The organism is Kribbella sp. NBC_00482 (assembly GCF_036013725.1).
Taxonomy (GTDB): Bacteria; Actinomycetota; Actinomycetes; order Propionibacteriales; family Kribbellaceae; genus Kribbella.
Genome location: NZ_CP107881.1, coordinates 6,293,309 through 6,310,944, shown reverse-complemented (window position 1 = coordinate 6,310,944; position 17,636 = coordinate 6,293,309). Strand labels below are relative to the sequence as shown.

General features: G+C 69.2%; 19 protein-coding genes. 11 read left to right on the top strand and 8 right to left on the bottom strand.

Translation table 11 applies throughout. The annotated features are described in order from the left end of the window. Nucleotides 1-3 precede the first annotated feature (3 nt). From OHB24_RS30605 to OHB24_RS30590, 4 genes are read left to right on the top strand one after another with little or no spacing between them, the layout of a single operon-like run. On the top strand, nt 4-507 hold the full coding sequence (locus tag OHB24_RS30605) for a copper chaperone PCu(A)C (RefSeq protein ID WP_327634326.1): 504 nt from the start codon (nt 4-6) through the stop codon (nt 505-507). Then, nucleotides 504-1,667 (top strand): Dyp-type peroxidase, encoded by a 1,164-nt coding sequence (locus tag OHB24_RS30600; RefSeq protein WP_327634325.1) that lies wholly within the window; start codon nt 504-506, stop codon nt 1,665-1,667. Before OHB24_RS30605 ends, OHB24_RS30600 begins: the two co-directional genes overlap by 4 nt. Nucleotides 1,668-1,713: 46 nt before the next feature. Further along, nucleotides 1,714-2,235 (top strand): SigE family RNA polymerase sigma factor, encoded by a 522-nt coding sequence (locus tag OHB24_RS30595; protein WP_327634324.1) that lies wholly within the window; start codon nt 1,714-1,716, stop codon nt 2,233-2,235. After that, nucleotides 2,232-3,005 (top strand): hypothetical protein, encoded by a 774-nt coding sequence (locus tag OHB24_RS30590; RefSeq protein WP_327634323.1) that lies wholly within the window; start codon nt 2,232-2,234, stop codon nt 3,003-3,005. Before OHB24_RS30595 ends, OHB24_RS30590 begins: the two co-directional genes overlap by 4 nt. 1 nt (nt 3,006) lies before the next feature. On the opposite strand, the gene OHB24_RS30585 is transcribed toward OHB24_RS30590, so the two are convergent. The 5 genes from OHB24_RS30585 to OHB24_RS30565 are packed head-to-tail and all read right to left on the bottom strand — an operon-like array spanning nt 3,007 to nt 7,374. Then, nucleotides 3,007-3,852 (bottom strand): hypothetical protein, encoded by an 846-nt coding sequence (locus OHB24_RS30585; RefSeq protein WP_327634322.1) that lies wholly within the window; start codon nt 3,850-3,852, stop codon nt 3,007-3,009. A 52-nt stretch (nt 3,853-3,904) separates the two neighbouring features. Then, nucleotides 3,905-5,590, bottom strand: a complete 1,686-nt coding sequence (locus OHB24_RS30580) for a Mur ligase family protein (RefSeq protein WP_327634321.1) — start codon at nt 5,588-5,590, stop codon at nt 3,905-3,907. Next, nucleotides 5,590-6,360, bottom strand: coding sequence for an enoyl-ACP reductase FabI (fabI, locus tag OHB24_RS30575; protein WP_442914007.1), 771 nt, complete (start codon nt 6,358-6,360; stop codon nt 5,590-5,592). Before fabI ends, OHB24_RS30580 begins: the two co-directional genes overlap by 1 nt. A 36-nt stretch (nt 6,361-6,396) precedes the next feature. Beyond that, on the bottom strand, nt 6,397-7,101 hold the full coding sequence (gene fabG, locus OHB24_RS30570) for a 3-oxoacyl-[acyl-carrier-protein] reductase (protein ID WP_131295548.1): 705 nt from the start codon (nt 7,099-7,101) through the stop codon (nt 6,397-6,399). Between the two features lie 60 nt (nt 7,102-7,161). Next, complete coding sequence (locus OHB24_RS30565; RefSeq protein ID WP_327634319.1) at nt 7,162-7,374, bottom strand: dodecin; 213 nt, start codon at nt 7,372-7,374, stop codon at nt 7,162-7,164. Between the two features lie 73 nt (nt 7,375-7,447). Here OHB24_RS30565 and OHB24_RS30560 point away from each other — a divergent pair, with 73 nt between their 5' ends. Together OHB24_RS30560 and OHB24_RS30555 are read left to right on the top strand one after the other, a co-directional pair. Further along, nucleotides 7,448-7,831 (top strand): DUF3099 domain-containing protein, encoded by a 384-nt coding sequence (locus tag OHB24_RS30560; RefSeq protein WP_327634318.1) that lies wholly within the window; start codon nt 7,448-7,450, stop codon nt 7,829-7,831. A 190-nt stretch (nt 7,832-8,021) separates the two neighbouring features. Then, nucleotides 8,022-8,234, top strand: coding sequence for a hypothetical protein (locus tag OHB24_RS30555; protein WP_327634317.1), 213 nt, complete (start codon nt 8,022-8,024; stop codon nt 8,232-8,234). A 47-nt stretch (nt 8,235-8,281) separates the two neighbouring features. Here OHB24_RS30555 and moaA read toward each other — a convergent pair whose 3' ends face one another. Then, nucleotides 8,282-9,295 (bottom strand): GTP 3',8-cyclase MoaA, encoded by a 1,014-nt coding sequence (moaA, locus tag OHB24_RS30550; protein WP_327641126.1) that lies wholly within the window; start codon nt 9,293-9,295, stop codon nt 8,282-8,284. A gap of 78 nt (nt 9,296-9,373) precedes the next feature. On the opposite strand from moaA, the gene OHB24_RS30545 reads away from it, so the two are divergent. Both OHB24_RS30545 and OHB24_RS30540 read left to right on the top strand, forming a co-directional pair. Then, complete coding sequence (locus OHB24_RS30545) at nt 9,374-10,162, top strand: SURF1 family cytochrome oxidase biogenesis protein (RefSeq protein WP_327634316.1); 789 nt, start codon at nt 9,374-9,376, stop codon at nt 10,160-10,162. Nucleotides 10,163-10,241: 79 nt separating this feature from the next. After that, on the top strand, nt 10,242-11,006 hold the full coding sequence (locus tag OHB24_RS30540) for an SDR family oxidoreductase (RefSeq protein ID WP_327634315.1): 765 nt from the start codon (nt 10,242-10,244) through the stop codon (nt 11,004-11,006). Nucleotides 11,007-11,012: 6 nt separating this feature from the next. On the opposite strand, the gene OHB24_RS30535 is transcribed toward OHB24_RS30540, so the two are convergent. Continuing rightward, on the bottom strand, nt 11,013-11,486 hold the full coding sequence (locus tag OHB24_RS30535; RefSeq protein ID WP_327634314.1) for a carboxymuconolactone decarboxylase family protein: 474 nt from the start codon (nt 11,484-11,486) through the stop codon (nt 11,013-11,015). A 62-nt stretch (nt 11,487-11,548) separates the two neighbouring features. Further along, a complete protein-coding gene (locus tag OHB24_RS30530; RefSeq protein ID WP_327634313.1) occupies nt 11,549-12,637 on the bottom strand; it encodes a DNA polymerase domain-containing protein in 1,089 nt (362 codons plus the stop codon). Between the two features lie 168 nt (nt 12,638-12,805). Between OHB24_RS30530 and OHB24_RS30525 the strand changes: the two genes are divergently transcribed. The 3 genes from OHB24_RS30525 (at nt 12,806) to OHB24_RS30515 (ending at nt 17,586) form a co-directional block, all read left to right on the top strand. Then, on the top strand, nt 12,806-14,401 hold the full coding sequence (locus tag OHB24_RS30525) for a M4 family metallopeptidase (RefSeq protein ID WP_327634312.1): 1,596 nt from the start codon (nt 12,806-12,808) through the stop codon (nt 14,399-14,401). A gap of 103 nt (nt 14,402-14,504) precedes the next feature. Continuing rightward, nucleotides 14,505-16,232 (top strand): FAD-dependent oxidoreductase, encoded by a 1,728-nt coding sequence (locus tag OHB24_RS30520; protein ID WP_327634311.1) that lies wholly within the window; start codon nt 14,505-14,507, stop codon nt 16,230-16,232. Beyond that, nucleotides 16,225-17,586 carry an adenylate/guanylate cyclase domain-containing protein gene (locus OHB24_RS30515; RefSeq protein WP_327634310.1) on the top strand — a complete coding sequence of 454 codons (1,362 nt, stop codon included), beginning with the start codon at nt 16,225-16,227 and terminating at the stop codon, nt 17,584-17,586. The genes OHB24_RS30520 and OHB24_RS30515 overlap by 8 nt, the downstream gene beginning before the upstream one ends. The last annotated feature ends 50 nt before the right edge of the window (nt 17,587-17,636 follow it).

Below are 17,636 nucleotides of genomic sequence, written 5' to 3'. Positions count from 1 at the left end.
TGCGTGAAGACGAAGTTGCTGGCGGCCGCGGCCGTGGTCACGTTCCTGGTGTCATCGTGTGGTTCGACGGAGAAGCCGGCCACTCAGGAGGCGGCGGTCACCACACCGGGCGTGCTGGTCGAGGACGCGTGGGTGCGGGCGACGACCGGCGCGAAGGACACCACGATGACGGCCGCGTTCCTGTCGCTGACCAATCGCGGTGACACCGACGTGAAGTTGACCTCGGCAACTTCCCCGATCGCCGGGGTGGTGCAGTTGCACGAGATGGCGATGCAGGACGGCAAGATGGTGATGCGCGAGAAGCCGGGCGGCATCACCGTCGCCGCCGGCTCCCACGCCCACCTCTCCCCCGGCGGCGACCACATCATGCTGATGTCCCTGAAGCGGCCGCTGAATCCCGGTGACGAGGTCCCGCTCACGCTCAAGTTCTCCGACAACACCACCCACGACCTCAAGGTCCCGGTCAAGGCGTTCACCGAGGAAGAAGAGCACTACCACACCAAGTGACGACCAGACGGCAGTTCTTCGGGTACGCCGGTGCGGCCGCAGCAGGCGCCGCGGCCACGGGCGGTGCTGTCGTTGCTCTCGACAACGACACCGCCGAGGCACCTGTTTCTCGGACTATTTCGCCGTACGGCGACCATCAAGCCGGGATCGCGCGCGCCGCGCCGGCCGCTGCGGAGTTGGTCAGCTTCAAGCTCGGGACGGATCGGGCCGGGCTCGGGCGGCTGATGCGACTGTGGACGAGTGACCTCGTCGCGCTGGCCGAGGGGCGGCCGGCGCCTGGGGACACCGCGCCCGAACTGGCCGTGGCCAACAAGGGCGTGACGGTGACGGTCGGATTCGGGCCGCGGGTGTTCGAGCTGACCGGCCAGCGGCCGCCGGGCCTCGACGATCTGCCCGTGATGAAGCACGATCGGCTGGAGCCGGCCTGGTCGGGCGGCGATCTCCTGGTGATGGTCGGCGCGGACGACGCGGTCAGCGTGGTGCACGCCGTACGCCGGTTGATCGCGGACGCGAAACCGTTCGCGACCCCGCTCTGGCGCCAGACCGGCTTCTGGGACAGCACCGGCCCGGACGGCAAACCGGTCACCGGCCGCAACCTGTTCGGCCAGGTCGACGGCACCGGCAACCCCGCGTTCGGTACGCCGGAGTTCGACCAGACCGTGTGGTCCTCCGAGGGCCCCGACTGGTTCCGCGGGGGCACGACGCTCGTCGTACGGCGAATCCGGCTGAACCTCGACACCTGGGACGAACTCACCCGCTCCGAGCAGGAACGCGCCGTCGGCCGCAAACTCTCCACCGGCGCACCGCTGACGGGCACTGCCGAGCACGACGAACTCGACCTCGAGGCCCGCGACGGCGACGGCCGGCTCGTCATCGCGCAGAACGCGCACGCCCGCCTCTCGCACCACAGCGAGAACGACGGCCGCCGCATCTTCCGCAAGGGCCTGAACTACGTCCATGACACCGGCGCGACCCGCGAGTCCGGCCTGATCTTCCTCAGCCACCAGGCGGACGTCGCGGGCCAGTTCCTCCCGCTGCTCGCCCGCCTGGACGCGGTCGATGCGCTCAACGAGTGGACCACCACGATCGGCTCCGCCGTCTTCGCCCTCCCACCCGGCTTCCGGACCGGCGAATGGCTCGGCCAGAAACTTCTCAGCTGAGCTGTCACCCTGCGACGCTGTCCAAGGCGTTGTAAGGGGTGTGCCGATGAGAGCCGAGCAGGACTTCGACGAGTTCGTTCGGGCGCGGTGGACCGCGACCGCGCGGCTCGCCTACGCGCTCACCCTGGACCATCAGAAGGCGGAAGACCTCGCGCAGGACGCGTTCACCAAACTGTGGTTCCACTGGCGGAAGCTGCAGAACGGGAACCCCGAGGCGTACCTGCGCAAGATCGTCGCCAGCAGCTTCCTGTCCGGTCGCCGCCGCCGCTGGCTGGGCGAGCGCCCGACGGACGCACCACCGGAGGCGGTCGTCGACCCTGGCACCGCCCAGGTGGACGAACGCCTCGCGCTCCGCCAGGCGATGGCGCGCCTGAGCCCACGACAACGCGCGGCCGTCTATCTCCGGTACGCCGAGGACCTGTCCGAGCGCACGGTCGCCGAAGTCCTCGGCTGCTCGGTCGGCGCCGTGAAACAGCACACCCGCAGGGGCCTGGAAGCGCTCCGCGCCGACATCACGTTCGCCACTCCGGACGAACTGGCCGACCTGACCGAAAGGGGGATCTCATGAACCTCGACCGCCTGCCCGACGACCTGGGGGCCAAGCTCGCCGTCCTCACCGACGAACGGCCCGAACCCGCCGACCCCGCGGCACCGATCCGGCTGCGGATCAAGCGCCGCCAGGTACGTCGCCGTACGACCGCCGCGGCCGTGTGCGCGGCGGCCGCGACTGCCGCTGTCGTGGTCGCGAGCTCGGTCCTCGGCTCGATCCGATCGGCAGAGCCCGGCGTCGCGACTCCTTCTACGAGCCCCGCGCCGAAGATGGGGACCGAGCAGCTCGATTTCAGGTACACCCCGCTCCCGGAGCCCTGGTCCGACAAGCCGGCGTTCACGACGCAGCCGGACTCGCTCAAGTACGCACCTGCGTTCTATGTCGCCAGCGGCAGCATCCCCAACGAGAGCTGGGCAGTCGCGTCGTACTACAGCTCCGGCTGCCTCGTCGTCACCGACGAAGGCCCGGCGAAGGCCTTCGGCGGCACCAAGGACTGCTTCTACGAGAACTGGCAGCCGGACCAACGGGCCAAGTACCGGACCATCCCGGCGGTCGTACCGAACCTGTCGTCCCCGATCCACTTCACGATGGTCATGGGTGCGGTGTCGGCCGAGGCACGCAAGGTCCGGATCACCGCGGGCGGCAAGACCTACACCACGGACGCGATCGGTACGCCGAACAGCAGCCGGTTCAGGTTCTTCGCAGTGGTGGTCGACGCCGCCGAATCCCAGATCACCGCGGTCACGCCACTGACTGCCACCGGACACCCCGCGCCCAGCCCGAGCTGACTCAGGAGGCGGGCTGGCGGCGTGCCAGAAGGCGGCGTTGGGGTTCTTCCTGGTCGATCCAGTCGAGATCGTCGGAGAGTACGGCGTCGTTCGACCTGTCGGCGTACGGGTCCAGGGGCGGCGGTGGCGGCGGGAGGGCGCGGAGCTTGAGCACCACCATCGGGATGGCCAGCAGGATGCCGACCACCATCCCCGGCCAGTACTCACGCAGCAGCGGCTCGAACGACTGGAAGAACGCCTCGGTCGACGCGTCACCGACCGCGTCCATCGGCTTCCCGGTCGACTGGCTGACCAGCCGGACGGACGCGACGATGCCGAAGCACGCCAGATAGAACCCGGTCAGCGGGATCCACGACCCCACCGACCGCCAGCCGCGCTTCCAGCACGCGACGTACAGCAGCACCGCGAGCCCGGCGCCGACCAGGAGACCGTTCAACTGCCACAGCCACCGCCAGTCGGCCAGTTGCTCGGCCGGCCGCAGCGCGGTCCAGGCCACCGGCAGCGCCAGCGCGAACGCCGCGACCACCGAACTCCTGGTGCCCAGGGCACCGAAGAACGCTCCGAGAGCGCTTGCCACCAGCAACGTGACCAGCAGATCTCCGAACGAGTTCCCGGTCAGCCACCACATGCCCGCGGCAACGATCAGCACGACCGGTACGGCGATCCGGATCCGCCCGATCAGCAGCCCGGCCAGCACGCCGCCGGCGACCCCGCCGAGCACCACCAGATCGATCCGCGGCGGCACGAAGTACGTCGTACCCTCCGGCAGCCCCTTCAGATACGTCGCGGAGAAGCCGCCCACGAACCAGGCGACCACCGCGGCCGGAATCGACCACAGGTAGCGCATCACACAACCCCGTTCCCACCCCGACTGTGCCGTCGGAATGGCGGCGGCAGGGCTAGTGCTGGGCTCTCTCGACCTTGCTCTTCAAGGTCTCCGGTGTGTCGACACTAGCTCCCTCGGACCGCAACCAGCCGTCAAGACTCGCCCGATCCTGCAGAGACATGACCGCCACCACATCGCCCGCCCGCGCCTCGGCGACCAGCGCCTGCGCCGCCGCCAGCTCGGTCGGGAACGCCGGTACGTCGTCCACGCCGACCGACGCGGCGCCCTCGCGGAACACCGCCTCGAGCTCCTCCGGCGGCCGTCCGCGCAGGTAGTCGCTCTTGTGGCCGATCGCGATCCGGTCGGTCGCCCGCGCGCCCATCGCACCGAGCGTCGCGACCATGTCGTCGGCCCGGTCACCCGGCGATCCGAGCGCCAGCATCAGCCGGCCGCCGTCCGGACGGACGCCGTTCATGATCTCGAGCAGCGCCTCCAGCCCGGCCTCGTTGTGCGCGAGGTCGATGACGACGGTGAAGTCGCGCAGCGAGTACATGTTCATCCGGCCGGGGTTGTTCTCGTTCGGCGCGAACGTACTCAGACCCTCGATCACCGCCGCCCGCGGCAGCCCGAGACCGAGCGCCGCCGACGCCGCCGCCAGCGTGTTCTCGACGTTGTAGTGCGACAGGCCGGACAGCGTCATCGGTACGTCGACAACCTTCAGCAACGGCTCCGGGTCGCGGGACTGATCGAGCACCGTGACGAATCCGTCGAGCACGGTCGTCGCGCGGCCGCCCTCGTCGAGGACGCTTCGGATCGACGGCGAGTCGGGGTCGCGGGAGAACACCCAGCACTTGGCCGGCGACCCGAGCCGCATCGCGAACGTCCGCGGGTCGTCGCCGTTCACCACGCACCAGCCGCGTGGCCGGGTGATCTGGGTGATGACCGCCTTCACCTCGGCGAGCTGGTCGACCGTGTCGATCCCGCCCAGCCCGAGATGGTCCGCGCTGACGTTGGTGACCACCGAGACGTCGTTGTACGCGACGCCGATCCCGCGGCGCAGGATCCCGCCGCGAGCGGTCTCGGTCACCGCGAGCTGGATACCGGGCTGGGACAGCACCTGCCCGGCGCCGCTCGGCCCGGAGAAGTCGCCGTACTTCACCAGGTCGCCGTCGAAGTACACGCCGTCGGTGCTCGACCAGCCGACGTGCAGCCCGGCGGCGCGCCCGATGTGCGCGATCATCCGCGACGTCGTGGTCTTGCCGTTCGTCCCGGTCACCGCGACCACCGGCACCTTCGGCCGCAGCGTCGGCGGCGGGTTACCCGGCGGCTCGTCCCGCACCCGCTCTCCCACGGTGTGGATCAGCTCGCTCAGATCGTCGGCACCGAACGCGTCCAGCACCTCCACGATCGCCGCCCCGAGCGCCCGCGCCCGTCCCTCGTGCGCCCACGGGAACGCCACCACGAGCCGCCGTACGTCGGACTCCGGCCGGACCCGTACGCCGATCCGCCCGATCCCGGCCTCCCGCGCGATCCGCCGTACGACGTGACCGACGACCCGGATCGCGAACCGCTGCCGGAACCCGGACCCGATCCGGCCGGGCCTGGTGGCGCCGAGGCCGATCGCCTGTCCGTACGCTTTCGCGGCCGGAGCGGGGGCGTCCGCGATCGCCGACACGTCCAGCGTCAGCTTGATCGCGGCCCGGCTGAAGTAGAGGTTGGCGCCGTCGAGAACGCGGAGCTCTACCAAAGAAGTTGCCACTACGCTCCCATCGCGTGGTAGCCGCCGTCGACGTGCACGATCTCGCCGGTCGTCGCGGGGAAGAAGTCACTGAGCAGGGCGACGATGGTGCGCCCGGTCGGCTCCAGGTCGGACGGGTCCCAGCCCAGCGGGGCCTTGTCCAGCCACGGCTCCTCGAACTTCTCGAAGCCCGGGATCGCCTTCGCGGCGAGGGTCTTCAGCGGACCGGCCGACACCAGGTTGCAGCGGATGCCCTGGGCGCCGAGGTCGCGCGCCAGATACCGGTTGGTGGACTCGAGGGCGGCCTTGGCCACCCCCATCCAGTCGTACCCGGGCCAGGCCACGGTTGCGTCGAAGGTCATCCCGACGACACTGCTACCACGGCTCATCAGCGGAGCGCAGGTCACCGCCAGCGACTTCAGGCTGTACGCCGACACGTGGACGGCCTGCGCCACGTCGTCCCACGGACCGTCCAGGAACTTGCCGCCGAGGATCGTCTCCGGGTTGCCGTACGCGATCGAGTGCACGACCCCGTCCAGCCCGTCGACGTGCTCACGGACGGCGTCCGGCAGCGCGGCCAGGTGCTCCGCGTTCGTGACGTCGAGCTCCAGCACCGGAGGCTCGGTCGGCAGCCGTTTCGCGATCCGCTTGGTGATGCTGAGCGCGCGGCCGAAGTTCGAGATCAGCACGGTGGCGCCTTGTTCCTGCGCCACCTTGGCCGTGGCGAATCCGATCGACGAGTCGAGGGTGACTCCGGCGACCAGGATCCGCTTGCCGTCGAGGATGCCCACCGGCATGCCCTTTCTAGTGAATCTGGTGAAGGTTTCTCAGTTGCCCATGCCGATGCCGCCGTCGACGGGGATCACCGCGCCGGTGATGTAGCCGGCCTCCTCCGACGACAGCCAGCGGACCGCGTTCGCGATCTCCTCGGTCAGGCCGAAACGGCCGAGCGGGATCTGGCTCAGGTACTGCTTCTGGGTCTCCTCCGGCAGGACCGCGGTCATGTCGGTCTCGACGAAGCCGGGCGCGACGACGTTCGCGGTGATGCCGCGGCTGCCGAGCTCGCGGGCGATCGAGCGGGCCATGCCGATCAGGCCGGACTTGCTGGCCGCGTAGTTCACCTGGCCGGGCGAGCCGAGCAGGCCGACCACGGAAGAGATGAACACGATCCGGCCCTTGCGCAGCCGCAGCATGCCCTTCGCGGCGCGCCGGGCGACCCGGAACGATCCGGTGAGATTGGTCTCGATGACCGCGTCCCAGTCGTCGTCGGACATCCGCAGCAGCAGCGTGTCGCGGGTGATGCCGGCGTTCGCCACCAGCACCTCGACCGGACCGTGCTGCTCGGCGATCGTGTCGAAGGCGGCGTCGACCTGTGCCTGGTCGGTGATGTCGCACTTCACGCCGAGGAAGCCCTCCGGCGGCGGGCTGGTGTTGTACGTGACAGCGACCTGGTCGCCCGCCTCCTTGAACGCGGTGGCGATCGCCAGCCCGATCCCCCGGCTACCGCCGGTCACCAACACAGACCTACCCACAAGCCCTCCTCACATCGCCGGACGGAGGAACGCTATCCCACTGCGGCCGGGCGATCCGACTTAGGAGTCTTCGAGGCGGAAGCCGACCTTCATGGTCACCTGGTAGTGGTCGATCTGGTTGTCGGCGACATGGCCGCGGATGTCGGTCACCTCGAACCAGTCGAGGTGGCGCAGCGTCTCCCCGGCGCGGGCGATCCCGTTGGTGATCGCCTGGTTCAGGCCTTCCTTCGAAGTGCCCACGATCTCGGTCACGCGGTAGGTGCGGTCGGTCATTTCACATTCCTCCCAGCCTGGCTGCGCCGGGGCGATCAGCGCGGCGTACCGTTGTTCCTGGTGAGGAGGATAGATGTCGAAACGCCATGAGCGGAGCGACGCGACCGTCATCTCGGTGACGAGTGCGCAGCCCGGCCGGTCGGAGGACCTGGACAGCCGGATCGTGCGGTACGCGTGGATGATGTCGATCCGGATCGTCTGCTTCGTGCTCGCCGTCATCACCCCGTCGCCGTGGCGCTGGCTTTTCGTCGTCGGAGCGATCGCCTTGCCGTACTTCGCGGTGGTGCTGGCGAATGCCCAGCGATCGGCGACAACGCCCGCCGCGGACCCGTACGTGGCACCCGCGAGACCTTCGATCGGGGAGCGTCCGACGGTCGTCGTACCCGCTGATCCCGACACTTCTCAAGACCCTTCCCAGGACACTTCTCAGGACCGTCCGGCCGACACCGAAAAGTGATCTGGGCCGGGACTGGAAAACTTGGACTGATCCGTGTCAGAATCTCCCGCGTGCTCTGAAGTTCATGTGTGGAATTCAGGGACTTGATGCGGCGTCGGACGGCTCCCCCCGTGGCTGTCCGACGTCGCTTCATTTTGCCCAGGCTATTGATTATTGAGGCATCAGGAATGCAGAGGAATGACACCCGCGGATGACTGAAGAAGCCGCACCGACAGTGCCCACCGGCTGCTCTGCCAGGGGCTGCGGGAAGCCTGCCACCTGGGCGCTGCTGTGGAACAACCCGAAGATCCACACCCCCGACCGGCGCAAGACCTGGCTGGCCTGCGACGAACACAAGGACAGCTTGTCCGACTTCCTCGACCGCAGGTCATTCCTGCGCGAGGTCGAGCCATTCACAGCATGAATGGCGCATAGCGAAAAACCACATTTCCGGATTGGGCCGGTATGGGCTCAACCGCCGATCGCGGACATCGGGCGGGACGGTTGCAGGAAGCTCGGGTCGTTGATGCCGTGACCCGGAAGTTTGTTGAGCATCGCGCGACGCCAGCGGTCGGCGAGTTCGGCGTCGTCGGCGCCGTTCCGCAGAGCGGTCCGGAGGTCGGACTCGGTGCGCGCGAACAGGCAGTCCCGCACCTGCCCGTCGGCGGTCAGCCGGACCCTGTCGCAGTCCCCGCAGAACGGCCGCGTGACGGACGCGATGATGCCGACCGTCTGCGGTCCACCGTCGACCAGGAACGACTCGGCCGGCGCGCTGCCCCGCTTCGACGCGTCGTCCGGCGTCAAATGGAACCGCTCGGTGAGCTGGGCGAGAATCTCGTCCGCGGTGATCATCGTGGTCCGGTCCCAGCCGTGCTGCGCGTCCAGCGGCATCTGCTCGATGAACCGCAATTCGTAGCCGCGCTCGAGGCAGAACTCCAGCAATTGCGGCGCATCCGAGTCATTCACACCGCGCATGAGGACCGCATTGACTTTCACCGGCGTCAGGCCGGCGTCGTGCGCGGCCTCCAGCCCGGCGACGACGTCCTGCAAACGGTCCCGGCGGGTGAGGTTCTTGAACGTTTCCTGGTCGACGGTGTCGAGGCTCACATTCACCCGGTCCAGGCCGGCTTCCTTCAGCGCGACGGCCTGCCGGGCGAGGCCGATCCCGTTGGTGGTCAGCGACACCTCGGGGCGGGGCGCGAGTTCCGTCGTACGGGCGACGATGCCGACCAAGCCGCGCCGGAGCAGCGGTTCGCCGCCGGTGAAGCGGATCTCGTGCACGCCCAGGTGCGTGACCGCGACCGACACCAGGCGGACGACCTCGTCGTCGGTGAGCAGTTCGGGTTTCGCGAGCCAGTCCAGGCCCTCTTCCGGCATGCAGTACGTGCAGCGCAGGTTGCAACGGTCCGTGAGCGACACCCGCAGGTCGGTCGCGGTCCGGCCGTAGCGGTCCGCCAGACCGGTTCGCGTCCCGTCCTGGATCATCGCTTCCTGGATCGCCGTCACGACCCCAGCGTACGTGCCGCGCGTCGGACGTTTCAGGGCATGGCTTAAGTTCGAGACGTGCGTCGCCTCATGAACATCCGCTGGATCGTCGCCGCGCTGGCCGTCATCGCACTCGCCGGCGTGTGCGTGGAGCTCGGTCGCTGGCAGCTGCACCGCCTCGACGAACGCAAGGCTCGCAACACGGTGACCCGGACGAACCTGGCCGCCCCGGCGGCCCCGATCGACCAGATCCTCGGTCCGCCGGGCGTCGTCGGCGACCAGCACGCCTGGCGCACCGTCGTCCTCTCCGGGCGGTACGACGCCTCGAAACAGGTCGTCCTGAAGTACCGCAACGTCCAGGACAAGCCCGGCTTCGAGATCGTCACCCCGCTGGTGCTCGCGGACGGGAAGGCGGTTCTGGTCGACCGCGGCTTCCTCGCCCGGCAGAGCTCGGAGCTCATGCCGCTCCACGTGCCCGCGGTACCGACCGGCGAAGTGACCGTCACCGGCCGCCTGCAGCGCAGCGAACGCGGCGGCCACACCAACGGCGGTACGCCGGACGACGGTACGGCGCGACTCATCAACGGCCCGGACTACGCGAAGGTCCTCGGTCTGAACCTGTACGACGGCTACGTCACGGTGGACAAGCAGGAGCCGGCGAACGACGCGGCCTTCAGCACGTTCCCCGGTCCGGAGATCGACGACGGGCCGCACTTCTTCTACGCGCTGCAGTGGTTCTTCTTCGCACTGCTGGCCCTGGGCGGACTCATCTACTTCTCCCGGCAGCAGGCGACCGCCGCCAAGCCCGCGGAGCAGCAGCCACAAGCCGTCGAACGCCCCGAGGCCCACGCCGCCGCCTCCGACTGAAGCTCGTTGCCTTGCGCAACGACGGTTCTTGCCGTGGGCACGAGATGCGCCGCGGGGTGTGGTGGGGCAGGATGGTGGTGTGGACCTCGGACTGCGCGATCGCACCTACATCGTCACCGGCGCGAGTGCCGGACTCGGCTTCGCCACTGCCAAGGCGCTTGCCGCCGAAGGCGCCCGGCTGGTGATCTCCAGCCGCAACGAGGAGTCGATCGCGCGGGCCGCGGCAGAACTGACGGAGCTCGGCGGGAGCGTCGTCGGGATCCCCGTCGACAACGCCGACCCGGACAGTGCGGAGCGGCTGGCCGCGACCGCGATCGCCAAGTGGGGCGAACTGCACGGCGCGCTGATCAGCGTCGGCGGGCCGAAGGCCGGGACCGCGCTGGACACCGACGAGGAGGACTGGCGATCCGCGTTCGACAGCGTGTTCCTCGGCGGGCTGCGGATCGCTCGCGCGGTCGCCCGGGCCGGCACCGAGGACACCTCGATCGCGTTCGTGCTCTCGTCGTCGGTGAAGTCCCCGATCGCCGGCCTGGCGATCTCGAACGGGCTGCGGCCCGGCCTCGCGATGGTGGCGAAGACGCTCGCCGACGAGCTCGGACCGAACGGGATGCGGGTGAACGGCCTGATGCCGGGCCGCATCGCGACCGACCGCCTGAAGGAGCTCGACGCCCGCGGCGGCGACCCCGACGTGGCCCGGCGGGCCTCGGAGAAGACCATCCCACTGCGCCGCTACGGGACCCCCGACGAGTTCGGCCGGGTCGCGGCCTTCGTCCTCTCCCCCGCAGCGTCGTATCTCACGGGCGCCATCATCCCCATCGACGGCGGCGCCCTGCGTACCTTCTGACCCGCCTCAGCCCCACTGGCCGGGCACGTAGTCCCCAGCGGGCTGCTGGGTGATGACGTTGAGGCGGTTCCAGGTGTTGATGCCTGCGATTGCGGCGACCAGGGCGCCCAGCTGCTCCTCGTTGTAGTGCTTGGTGGCGTTCAGCCACACGTCGTCGGCAACTCCGCCGGCGGCGTCGGCGATCCGGGTGCCGGCTTCCGCCAGCGCGAGCGCGGCGCGCTCGGCCTCGGTGTAGACGGTGGCTTCGCGCCACGTCGCAACAAGGTTGATCCGGACCGAGGTCTCGCCGTGGTGCGCGAGATCCTTCGAGTGCATGTCGACGCAGTACGCGCAGCCGTTGATCTGGCTGACCCGTAGCTCGACCAGCTCGAGCGTGGCCAGTGGGACCCCGACCGTGGTCGCGACCCGGGCCGCGCTGTTCAGGTGCTTGATGAACTTGGTGAGGACGGGGTTGGTGAACAGGTCCAGACGAGTGTCCATAACAGGTATCTCCTAGCGAATGAGCGTTTGACACCCATCCGACGAGACAGTCCTTCAAAGTGTCAGTCAGGGATTCGGTTGCCCTGCTCGTCCCAGTGCTCGGCGACCTTCTTGCTCGGCTGGACCCGCGGCGGCTCCCCCGGCATCTTCGGGTAGTCCGGCGGGAAGTTCAGCTCACCGCCGGGAAGCTCTTCCCAGAGCCGCAGCAACGGCTCCAGCGGGTACGCCGTGTCGTCCATGTCCGCCCACGGATCGCCGTCGGCGAGGTACTCCGGGACCGTGTGCAGATTGAACGCCCGCGGATCGTCGACCTCGGCGAGCCGCTCCCAGGTCATCGGCGTACTCACCGGCGCACCCGGCCGCGGCCGGAGCGACCAGGCGCCCGCGACGGTGCGGTCGCGGAGGTTCTGGTTGAAGTCCAGGAAGATCGAGGCCTCGCCGCGTTCCTCCTTCCACCAGGCGGTGGTCACGCCGTCGTCGCGGCGTTCGAGCTCGCGGCCGAGGCCGATCGCGGCGTGCCGGACCTCGTCGAAGCTCCACTCCGGCCGGATCCGCACGTAGATGTGGATGCCGCGGTTGCCGCTGGTCTTCGGATACGCCCGCAGGCCCAGCTCCTCGAGGAGTTCGCGGGCGACGTCGGCCACCCGCCGGGCATCGGCGAAGGTCGCACCGGGCTGGGGATCGAGGTCGATGCGCAGTTCGTCGGGCTGGTCGAGATCGTCCTTGCGAACGGCCCACGGGTGGAAGGTCAGCGTGCCCATCTGTGCGGCCCACACCGCGGCGGCGGGCTCGCTCAGGCACAGCTCGTCGATCGGGCGTCCGTTCGGGGTCAGTACGCGGCAGGTCTCGAGCCAGTCGGGCGCGCCCTTGGGGAGCCGCTTCGAGTAGAAGCCGTCGCCCGTCTGGCGACCGGTCGCGTCCACCGACAGCGTCATACCTTCGCGCCATCCACCGGGCCAGCGTTCCAGCGCGACCGGACGGTCGCCCGACGCCCGCATGAACGCGGGAGCGACCGCGGTGAAGTACTCGCAGACCTGCAGTTTGGTGACCTCCGGAGCCCAGTCGGTCGCCTCGTAGGCCACCCGATCGGGGCTGGACACCCGGACCTCCCGGTCCCCCACGGTGAGCATCACCGCTGTGCTCTTCGCCATGCGGTGACCGTATCGCCCCCGCCGGACAAATCCGCAGAATTTCCGTTGGGCACACGGGAAAGGCAACTTTTCTCGACCTCTGGCCACGGTAGGTGACCGGGCGGTAACGTTCCTGCACCTCGTTCCTGGGGCGTGAGGCCCCCGGGACACCTGACAAGGAGCGCGAGGATGAATAGATCCGCCCTGATCGCCGCTGCCACCGCAGTGGTGACCACTACCGCCCTCGGACTGACCAGTGCCACCACAGCAACCGGTGCGCCAACGGCATCCCCTGTCCCCACGCCCGCCGCCGCCGTTGCCAAGGCCAAGGAGGCGATCAGCAGCAACCTGACCACGTTGCGGGCCACGACGGCCGACGCGTTCGTGGTCAAGGACGTGATCGTCGACAAGGACGGCTCCAGCCACGTCCGGATGGACCGCACCATCGGGGGCCTCCCGGTTCTCGGCGGCGACGTGGTCGTCCACCAGGCCAAGGACGGCGCCTTCAAGGGCGCCAGCCTCTCGCTGGGCAGGAGCGCGAACGTCGCCCGTACGCCGAAGGTCAGCAGCGCGACCGCGGCCACGAAGGCGCTCGCCAAGGGCCTGAAGACCGACGGCAAGCCGAGCCTGGTGATCGAGGCCCGCAAGGGCGCGCCGCGGCTGGCCTACCTGGTCACGGCGGTCGGCACCCAGGCCGACGGTACGCCGAGCCGCATCACGACGACCGTGGACGCCCTGACCGGCGCGAAGCTGGTCAGCGAGCAGCACATCGAGACCGCGACCGGTGACGGCAAGAGCCTGTACAGCGGGACCGTGCCGCTCCAGACGTCGACCGCGACCGGCGGCTTCACGCTGACCGACGCGACGCGTGGCGGCGGCTACACCGGCGACGCCAACAACAAGACCGACTCGCTCCTGTGCCAGCTCTTCGGCTTCGGCTGCACGGCCCCGACCCGCTTCACCGACGCGGACAACCACTGGGGCACCGGCGTCAACACCGATCGCGCCTCGGCTGCCGTCGACGCGCACTACGGCGCCGCGACGACGTACGACTACTACAAGAACGTCCACGGCCGGAACGGGATCTTCGGCGACGGCAAGGGCGTCCCGAGCCGCGTGCACTACGGCTCGAACTACGTGAACGCGTTCTGGGACGGCAAGCAGATGACGTACGGCGACGGCGACAACGTCGTGGCGGGTCCGCTGGTCTCGATCGACGTGGCCGGCCACGAGATGTCCCACGGCGTCACCGAGCACACCGCGAACCTCACCTACTCCGGTGAGTCCGGCGGCCTGAACGAGGCGACCAGCGACATCTTCGGCACGCTCGTCGAGTTCTACTCCAACAACGCCTCCGACCCCGGTGACTACTACATCGGCGAGGAGATCATGAAGGACCGCCCGGCGCTGCGGTTCATGGACAAGCCGAGCAAGGACGGCAACTCCGCCGACTGCTGGTCCTCCGGTGTCGGCAACCTCGACGTGCACTACTCCTCCGGCGTGGCCAACCACTTCGCGTACCTGCTCGCCGAGGGCACCGGCGCCAAGACGATCGGCGGTCTGCCTCACAACGGGTCGACCTGCAACAGCACGACGCTGAACGGCATCGGGCGCGACAAGGTCGGCAAGATCTGGTTCCGCGCGCTGACGACGTACATGACGAGCGGTACGACGTACGCGCAGGCCCGGACCGCCACGCTGAACGCGGCCACCGACCTGTACGGCGCCAGCAGCCCGGAGCGGGCCGCCGTCGCCGCGACCTGGTCCGCTGTCAGCGTGAACTGACAACCTGAGAGTTCACCGGTCCTGTCCCACTGGGGCGGACAGGACCGGTGAACAAACGTTTTGACCATTGCCACCGTGTTTGTGCGGACCTACCGTCACAGACATGGGTGGGGTGCCCGGGGAAGGGCCGCGGCTTCGTTCCGCACGGCCGGTACTGCTGGTTGTCGACGCTGACCCGGAGCGTCTGGAACGGTGTGAAACCGAGTTGGATCGCGGCTTCGGCGCGGACTTCCGGGTCCGCGGCGAGCTGACGGCGGAGGCCGCGCTCGACTGTCTACGGCGTGCGCACGAGTGGGAGCAGCGGGTCGCCGTGGTGATGGTCGACCATGCGCTCCCCGACGACGACCGGGCCGGGATTCTCGCGGCGTCGCGGACGCTGCACCCGGACGCGCGGCGGGCGCTGCTGATCGAGTGGGGCGCCTGGGCGGAGCGTACGACGGCCTCGGCGATCCTGACCGCGATGTCGGTCGGCGACATCAACTACTACGTGCTGAAGCCGTGGATCGCTCACGACGAGCTGTTCCACCGCACGGTGGCGGAGTTCGTCCAGGAGTGGTCGCGCTTCGAGGTCGCCAACCTGCGTGAGGTGGTCGTGATCGCGGCCGGTACGTCGGTGCGCGGTCAGGCCGTGCGCAGTCTGCTGGCCCGCAACGGGATCCCGAGCGCGTTCCGGGAGAGTGGCTCGCCGCTGGCGAACGACGTGCTCGAGTTCATCCGGGAGCCGGATCCCGGCGACGGGGTGCTGGTGTGGATGCCGGCGGTCGGCGGCGCGGTCCTGCACGATCCGACCGACGCGGAGATCGCCGAGGCGTGGGGCGTCCCGACGACGCTCGCCTCCGATGAGGATCGGTCGTTCGACCTGCTGGTCGTCGGGGCCGGACCGGGTGGGCTGGCCGCGGCCGTGTACGGATCGTCCGAGGGGTTGCGGACGCTGGTCGTGGAACGTGAGTCGATCGGCGGGCAGGCCGGGACGAGTTCGCTGATCCGCAACTATCTCGGGTTCTCGCGCGGCATTCGCGGGTCGGAGCTGGCGCAGCGCGGCTATCAGCAGGCGTGGGTGTTCGGCGCGCATTTCGTGCTGATGCGGACGGTGCAGCGGCTGGAGAAACGTGGCGATCAGTTCGTCGCCGCGATCGACGCGGTCGGCGAGGTGACGGCCCGCGCGGTCGTGCTGGCTAGCGGCGTTTCCTACCGGCGTCTCGACGTACCGTCGCTGGAGAAGCTCGTAGGCGCTGGGGTGTACTACGGCGCGAGCGTGTCCGAGGCGCATGGCCTGCAGGATCGGGACGCCTGCGTGGTCGGTGGCGGGAACTCAGCTGGGCAGGCCGTTCTGCACCTCGCACGGTACTGCCGCAAGGTGCTGATCGTGATCCGTGGAGAGAGTCTGGCGGCCAGCATGTCGCAGTACCTCATCGACGCGATCGATGCCGCCGACAACGTCTTCGTCCGGGCGTCGAGCGAGGTGACCGGCGGCGGTGGCGACGGGCGGCTGGAGAACGTCGTCCTGCGGGATCGGCTGACCGGTGACGAGGAGACGGTCCCGGCCGACGGGCTCTTCGTGATGATCGGCGCGGTGCCGGGGACCGATTGGCTGCCGGCCGAGGCGGGACGGGATGCGCACGGTTTCGTGCTGACCGGGTCGGATGCCGCGGCGGATCCGCAGTGGCCCGAGGATCGGCCGCCGCAGCCCTACGAGACGACGGTTCCGGGGCTGTTCGCGGTCGGCGACGTGCGGTGCGGGTCGGTGAAGCGGGTGGCGTCAGCGGTCGGTGAGGGATCGGTGGTGGTCTCGCAGATCCACACGCACCTCAAGGTCCGGTCGGATGCCTGAGCGGAAGTTCGTCTACACGCCGGCGATGGTCGGACTGACCGCGCTGGTGCTGGTACTGCCTCTCGTGGGACTCGCGCTGGTGTTGCAGGAGCCACGGTTCGACGTGCACTGGGAGCATCATCCCGCGCACTTCTGGTTGGTGCTGGTGACTGCCGCGCTGAGCGCCGTACTCGCCTACACAACCGGCGCCGCCGCTCTGCGGCGAGGTGATTCGCGCGTTCTGTTCGTGTCGCTGGCGTTCCTGTCCGCGGCAGGCTTCCTGGGGCTACACGCGCTGGCGACACCGAAGGTGCTGCTGGACACACCGAACGTCGGCTTCACGCTCGCTACGCCGATCGGTGTCGCGTTGGCGTCGGTGTTCGCGTTCCTGTCGAGCCTGACCGTCTCCGGCATCGCGTGGGGGCGCAGGCTGCGGATCGGTTTGCTCGTACTGCTGGCCGTGTGGGCGGCGGCTTCGGTGCTGCGGATCTGGCCGCTGCACGCGACGTCCGTCCCGGAAGTTGCCGACGGCATCCTCACCGCGCTCGCCGTACCCACGGTTCTGCTGTACGGCGTTGCCGCCGCGAGGTACCTGCGGACTTGGTGGGCGCGGCCGTCGCTGATGCTGCTGTCGATGATCGCCGCGTTCGTGCTGCTCGGCGAGGCGATGGTCGCGCTGGTGTTCGCCCGGAACTGGGCGTTGTCGTGGTGGGAGTGGCACGTGCTGATGCTCGGCGCGTTCGTGCTGGTCGTCGCCGGGGTCCGGATCCAGTGGTACGAGGAGCGGTTCGCGGACCTGTACCAGGAGGACACGGTGTCGGGACGGCGCGAGCTGAGCGTGCTGTTCGCGGACCTGCAGGGGTTCACGTCGTTCTCCGAGCAGCACGACCCGTCCGAGGTCACGGCGATGCTCAACACGTACTTCCAGGTCGTCGTACCGCAGGTCGTCCAACGGCACGGCGGCGACGTGGACCGGATCATCGGCGACGCCCTGATGGTCACGTTCAACAAGCGCGGTGACCAGCCGGATCACGCGCAACGAGCGGCCGAGGCCGGGCTGGCGCTGCAGGAGGCGGCGGCCGCCGTACAGGACGCGCATCCGACCTGGCCGCGGTTCCGGGTCGGGATCAACAGCGGGATCGCGTCCGTGACGCTGCTCGGGACGGAAGGCGGGAGAACGCATACCGTCATCGGGGACACCGTGAACGTCGCGTCGCGGATCGAGGGGAAGGCTCCGGGTGGGGCGGTCGCGATCGGCCCGGCGACGAAGGCGCTGCTGCCGGAGGCCCGCACGGAGTCCCTGGGGCTGATCAGTTTGAAGGGAAAGGCCGAGCCGGTCGAGGTGTACCAACTGCTTGCGTTGCGGGGCGAATGATCACCCCTGCCTTCGGCACGTGTTCACGTGTTGGACCTTGGAAGGACCGC

Bases quoted from the DNA above. Each gene is read 5' to 3' on its own strand.
- OHB24_RS30535 (WP_327634314.1), bottom strand. From the start codon at position 11,486: ATGGACACTCGTCTGGACCTGTTCACCAACCCCGTCCTCACCAAGTTC.
- OHB24_RS30595 (WP_327634324.1), top strand. From the start codon at position 1,714: ATGAGAGCCGAGCAGGACTTCGACGAGTTCGTTCGGGCGCGGTGGACC.
- OHB24_RS30520 (WP_327634311.1), top strand. From the start codon at position 14,505: ATGGGTGGGGTGCCCGGGGAAGGGCCGCGGCTTCGTTCCGCACGGCCG.
- OHB24_RS30565 (WP_327634319.1), bottom strand. From the start codon at position 7,374: ATGACCGACCGCACCTACCGCGTGACCGAGATCGTGGGCACTTCGAAG.
- OHB24_RS30585 (WP_327634322.1), bottom strand. From the start codon at position 3,852: ATGCGCTACCTGTGGTCGATTCCGGCCGCGGTGGTCGCCTGGTTCGTG.
- OHB24_RS30555 (WP_327634317.1), top strand. From the start codon at position 8,022: ATGACTGAAGAAGCCGCACCGACAGTGCCCACCGGCTGCTCTGCCAGG.
- OHB24_RS30560 (WP_327634318.1), top strand. From the start codon at position 7,448: ATGTCGAAACGCCATGAGCGGAGCGACGCGACCGTCATCTCGGTGACG.
- OHB24_RS30590 (WP_327634323.1), top strand. From the start codon at position 2,232: ATGAACCTCGACCGCCTGCCCGACGACCTGGGGGCCAAGCTCGCCGTC.
- moaA (WP_327641126.1), bottom strand. From the start codon at position 9,295: ATGATCCAGGACGGGACGCGAACCGGTCTGGCGGACCGCTACGGCCGG.
- OHB24_RS30525 (WP_327634312.1), top strand. From the start codon at position 12,806: ATGAATAGATCCGCCCTGATCGCCGCTGCCACCGCAGTGGTGACCACT.
- OHB24_RS30530 (WP_327634313.1), bottom strand. From the start codon at position 12,637: ATGGCGAAGAGCACAGCGGTGATGCTCACCGTGGGGGACCGGGAGGTC.
- OHB24_RS30515 (WP_327634310.1), top strand. From the start codon at position 16,225: ATGCCTGAGCGGAAGTTCGTCTACACGCCGGCGATGGTCGGACTGACC.